The organism is Neobacillus fumarioli NBRC 102428 (assembly GCF_001591485.1).
Lineage (GTDB): Bacteria > Bacillota > Bacilli > Bacillales > Cytobacillaceae > Neobacillus > Neobacillus fumarioli.
Genome location: NZ_BCUZ01000164.1, coordinates 1 through 5178 on the forward strand (window position 1 = coordinate 1; position 5178 = coordinate 5178).

Sequence of the window (5178 nt, forward strand, 5' to 3'; positions counted from 1 at the left end):
ACACTACCAAATCATACTATATTTTAATGTTCATGTGTGTGAAACTTTGAACGCATGAAGATATTTTTTGCTTTATTGCCGATATTCTGGGAATACGGTACACTAATTCTAGTAATTGAGGTGAAAATAATGATTTTATTGCAAGTGAACCAACTTGAAAAATATTATGGTGCTGACCTTATTTTATCGAATATAAAACTAGAATTACAATCAAGAGACCGTGTTGCCCTTGTTGGGCGAAATGGCGCAGGTAAATCCACTTTGCTGAAAATTATTGCCGGCGAACTCGGATATGACGGCGGAGAAATTATTAAACCAAAGGATGTAACAATCGGCTATTTAGCGCAAAATACCGGGCTGGAATCAGATTTATCCATTTGGGAAGAAATGCTCAGTGTGTTCGAACATTTAAGAACTATGGAATCATCCTTACGCCGACTGGAAGAGCAAATGGCTGACCCAAACGTCTTCAATGACCAAAACCGATATGAACGAGTTTTAAAAGAATATGACGAGCTGCAAGTGAAATTTAAAGAACTGGGCGGTTATCAATTTGAAGCCGATATTCGCTCAGTCCTTCATGGATTAAACTTCCCGGACCCTGAAGTATCGATTTCCAGTCTCAGTGGTGGGCAAAAAACACGGTTAGCATTAGGGAAACTGCTGTTAACGAAACCTGATATTTTAATTTTGGACGAGCCGACGAACCATCTTGATATTGAAACCCTTACATGGCTCGAACAATATTTACAAAGCTATGACGGAGCGATTTTGATTGTTTCCCATGACCGCTATTTTTTGGATAAAGTCGTTACACAAGTCTATGAACTATCCCGTAAACAAATGCAGAGATTTGTAGGGAACTATAGTGCTTACCTAGAGCAAAAATCGGCCAATTATGAACGCGATATGAAGCTGTATGAAAAGCAGCAGCAGGAAATTGCCGACCTGCAGGACTTTATCCAGCGGAATTTGGCACGTGCTTCTACTACTAAACGGGCGCAAAGCCGAAGAAAAAAGCTGGAGAAAATGGAGATCATGGACCGCCCGTTAGGAGATGAAAAGTCGGCTTCCTTTTCATTTGAAATTGAAAAACAAAGTGGAAATGATGTATTGACTATTGACTCTCTTGCAGTTGGTTATGATGGTGAGACTATTTCAAAAGATATCTCCTTCCGTGTTCAACGAGGTGAGAGCATCGCTCTTGTCGGTCCAAATGGAATCGGAAAATCGACACTGCTAAAAACGATTATCAAAAAACTTCCTCCCCTATCCGGCACGATTTCTTACGGCACGAATCTGTCGATTGGTTATTACGATCAGGAGCAGGCCAACTTAACCTCGAATAAGCGGGTATTAAATGAACTTTGGGATGATTATCCTCTCAAACCAGAGAAAGAAATCCGAACAGTGCTTGGAAATTTCCTATTTTCTGGTGATGATGTCCTAAAAATCGTTTCATCCTTAAGCGGCGGTGAGAAAGCCCGCTTATCCTTGGCAAAGCTGATGCTGAAAAAAGCAAATGTACTAATTCTCGATGAACCGACCAACCATTTGGACCTTGATAGCAAAGAAGTGCTGGAAAATGCCTTAATTGATTATCCGGGTACACTGTTATTCGTTTCTCACGACCGTTATTTCATTAACCGCATCGCGACAAAGGTGGTAGAGTTAAGTCAAAATGGCAGCACTGAATATCTTGGCGACTATGATTATTATGTAGAGAAGAAGCTGGAACAGGAGGAGCTTGCCAAGCTGGCTCAAGAAGAAGCCGGGAAACAAATGAGTAAAACAGAAACTTCGGACAAAAAGAGTTATCAACAGGATAAAGAAAGCAAAAAACTGGAGCGCCAGCGAAAACGGAAGTTGGAAGAAATCGAACAGCGGATTGAAGAATTAGAGAACCAGATTCAATATTACGAGCAGCAATTATGTGAGCCAGAAATTTTTCAAGACCACGAAAAAGTAATGGACATTACCATTCACAATGAACAAGCAAAGTCTGAATTGGAGCAGCTAATGGAAGAATGGGCCGAATTAGCTGAATAACTGTGGAAAACCGGGCGTCACCCGGTTTTTATTTTGTAGATATCCCCAAAAACATTCCACTTTTCCACAATGTTATTCACAGTTTGTTCATTAGAAGTTAAATGATTTTTAAACTTTTCCACATTACCAACAGCAAACAACATTTTTATCCACATTATCAACAAGGGTATTCCAATTTATCCACAAGATATTGATGTAATTCTCCTGATAATTCAAAAAAATATCCACATCCCAGTTCATATACCTTTTCTATTCAGATCATTTTTTAAACAAACGTTTGTTTAATTTCTAAAAAAAATCCTTCCTGCTATGTGGAAGGATTATGCATTAAAAATTTCAATATCCAGCCCTGGATTGGCGTTTAATGAAATATCTGCTCTGACTCCCTTTTCAAACAAGACACTTCCCGCTGCCGCGATCATAGCAGCATTATCGGTACATAAAGATAACGGCGGTATGACTAAATCAACCTCTTCAATTTCAGAGAAAGCCGTTTCTAAAGCACTTCTAAGCCCTTTATTAGCAGCTACCCCGCCGGCAACAATTACTTGTTTCACTCTATATTCCTCAGCAGCTTTTACCGTTTTTGTCACTAATACTTCAACCACACTGTCCTGAAAACTCGCTGCAAGATCCTCGGGTTTAATCGTCTGACCGCGCTGCTGGGCATTATGCACGGTATTGATCACAGCCGATTTTAATCCGCTGAAACTGAAATCGTAAGATCCTTCTTCAAGCCATGCCCGCGGCAGATCAATTACTGGACTGCCTTCATGGGCTAATCGGTCAATATGTGGGCCGCCTGGATACGGCATATGTAATACCCTTGCAACCTTGTCATAAGCTTCCCCTGCTGCGTCATCCCTCGTTTCACCAATTACCTCAAAATGCCCCTGTTCTTTCATATACACAAGCTCTGTATGCCCTCCTGACACTACTAATGCCAATAATGGAAATTTCAACTCTGTTACCAGCCTGTTCGCATAAATATGGCCAGCAATATGATGGACGGGCACAAGCGGTTTATTATGAGCAAAAGCCAGCGCCTTCGCTGCATTTACTCCAATTAACAGAGCTCCTACTAATCCGGGGCCTTCAGTTACTGCGATCGCATCAATATCAGCCATGGTCATATTGGCCTGTTGCAAAACCTCTTCCAAGACAATCGTTATTTGTTCGACATGATGGCGCGAGGCAATTTCCGGAACCACTCCGCCAAACCGTTTATGGCTCTCAATTTGGGAGGCTACAACGTTTGCGGCAATTTCACAACCATTGATCACAATTGCTGCAGCAGTTTCGTCACAGCTTGTTTCAATTCCTAATATCACTTGATCTTTTTTCATAAATTCACCCACATTACTAAAGCATCTTCTAAATTATCTGAGTAATAATTTTTCCGAATACCCCCATTTTGAAATCCCATTTTCCGATATAGAGATTGAGCAATATAATTTGATACCCTTACCTCAAGTGTCATTCTCTTTGCCCCCATCTCTCTAGAAACACTCATCAGCTTACGCATCATCGCTTCTCCAAGTTTCCTACCTCTATACGCAGGGAGGATCGCTACATTGGTCACATGGGCCTCATCGACCACGATCCATACTCCACAGTAACCAATAATCCGTTCCTCATGTTCAAGGACTATATAAACAGCGAACTTATTATTGTGTATTTCATTGTAAAAGGCTTCCCTGCTCCAAGGCAATGTAAAGGAAGCATGCTCTACCTCCAATACCTGGTCAATATCCTCTTCCCTCATATAACGAAAAGCATATGTATCTGTCATAATCTAATTCCTATCTATTGAAAGTTTTTTGCTTGTTTCTCCAGCCATTTCGCTTCCGCTTCAGCCAAACGGATATAATTCGGTACAAACGTGTGGACATCTTCCCCTTGTTTATCTTTTCCCAACATTGCAAGTTCCGAAGGACGGGGATTTTGCTCCGTCACACCTGCAAAAATAGCCCGGGAACCTAGCCGTTCTCCTATAACGTCACGATGAATGGAAAGATCATTGCCAACAAATAATATAGGCTTATCCATTTCAGTCAATTGTTCCGCCCAATCCACAGCCATTGCGACTTGATCTCTCTTTGTCGTCTCAAGTTTCCCATGAACATATTGATACAAACCCGTATAGATTTGTCCTCTTCTGGCATCAAATAACGGGGATATGTATCCCTCAAAATAGCGGCCGGCACCAGCTGCCAATATTTCAAGGCTGGAAACCCCAACAAGCGGAATATTCAGTGTCCATGCCAACGTCTTAGCAATTGTCACACCAATTCGAACCCCAGTATAAGAGCCTGGTCCCTTTGCTACGACAATTTTCGTTAAATCTGCAGGCACTCTTTCACAATCTTGCATTAATGCTTGAATCGCCGGCATGATACGAATAGAATGGTTCTTTTTTAAATTGGTAATATACTCTCCAATTACCTGGTCATTTTCTAAAAGCGCAACTCCTAATGGATGGTTAGAAGTATCGATCGCTAATATCGTCATTTAAAAATCTCCTTACATAATTGCTCATATCTTCGACCTTTCGGCACTAGAACAATTTTCCGATGATCTTGTTCTTCATGATAAAGATAAATAGTTAAAATCTGCTCCGGCAGCTGTTCCTCAATGAGGTGAGCCCATTCTACTACCGTGACACCATCCCCTTCAAAATATTCATCAAAACCAAGGTCTTCATAAGAATCTTCTACTCGGTAAACGTCCATGTGATATAATGGTAGCTTTCCTTGATACTCTTTAATAATCGTAAATGTAGGACTGTTTACGGTTTTCTTTATTTCCAACCCCTTGGCTAAACCTTTGGTAAACGTCGTTTTCCCAGCCCCTAGATCTCCTTCAAGGGCAATCACATCTCCCGGCTGTAAAAATTGGGCCAGTTTTTCAGCAAAGCGGAAAGTTTCCTCCGAACTTCCAGTCAATATTTCAAATTGATTCATTCCATCACCTTTATACTATTACTTTCCATATCTCCATTTTACCTTATTTATGTGCAAAAAAAACCTTAGGATGACTCCTAAGGATCTTTTATTTAATATGTAATTGAATAGGAAAAATAAAAAAAGACGAAACATTGTTTCATACTTATTTTAATATTTTATAAAG

Annotated in this window: 5 protein-coding genes; 1 reads left to right on the forward strand and 4 read right to left on the reverse strand. The window is 40.5% G+C overall.

Annotated features, from left to right (window positions below):
* Positions 1–129: 129 nt before the first annotated feature.
* A complete protein-coding gene (locus tag BFU02S_RS14700) occupies positions 130–2049 on the forward strand; it encodes an ABC transporter ATP-binding protein (protein ID WP_066372245.1) in 1920 nt (639 codons plus the stop codon).
* Positions 2050–2369: 320 nt separating this feature from the next.
* Here BFU02S_RS14700 and tsaD read toward each other — a convergent pair whose 3' ends face one another.
* From tsaD to tsaE, 4 genes are read right to left on the reverse strand one after another with little or no spacing between them, the layout of a single operon-like run.
* Positions 2370–3395: a tRNA (adenosine(37)-N6)-threonylcarbamoyltransferase complex transferase subunit TsaD gene (gene tsaD / locus BFU02S_RS14705; protein ID WP_066372248.1), complete on the reverse strand. Its 1026-nt coding sequence runs from the start codon at positions 3393–3395 to the stop codon at positions 2370–2372.
* Positions 3392–3841: a ribosomal protein S18-alanine N-acetyltransferase gene (rimI, locus tag BFU02S_RS14710; protein ID WP_066372251.1), complete on the reverse strand. Its 450-nt coding sequence runs from the start codon at positions 3839–3841 to the stop codon at positions 3392–3394. Before rimI ends, tsaD begins: the two co-directional genes overlap by 4 nt.
* A 14-nt stretch (positions 3842–3855) precedes the next feature.
* Positions 3856–4560, reverse strand: a complete 705-nt coding sequence (gene tsaB, locus BFU02S_RS14715; RefSeq protein WP_066372254.1) for a tRNA (adenosine(37)-N6)-threonylcarbamoyltransferase complex dimerization subunit type 1 TsaB — start codon at positions 4558–4560, stop codon at positions 3856–3858.
* Positions 4557–5012: a tRNA (adenosine(37)-N6)-threonylcarbamoyltransferase complex ATPase subunit type 1 TsaE gene (gene tsaE / locus BFU02S_RS14720; protein ID WP_066372257.1), complete on the reverse strand. Its 456-nt coding sequence runs from the start codon at positions 5010–5012 to the stop codon at positions 4557–4559. Before tsaE ends, tsaB begins: the two co-directional genes overlap by 4 nt.
* Positions 5013–5178 lie beyond the last annotated feature (166 nt).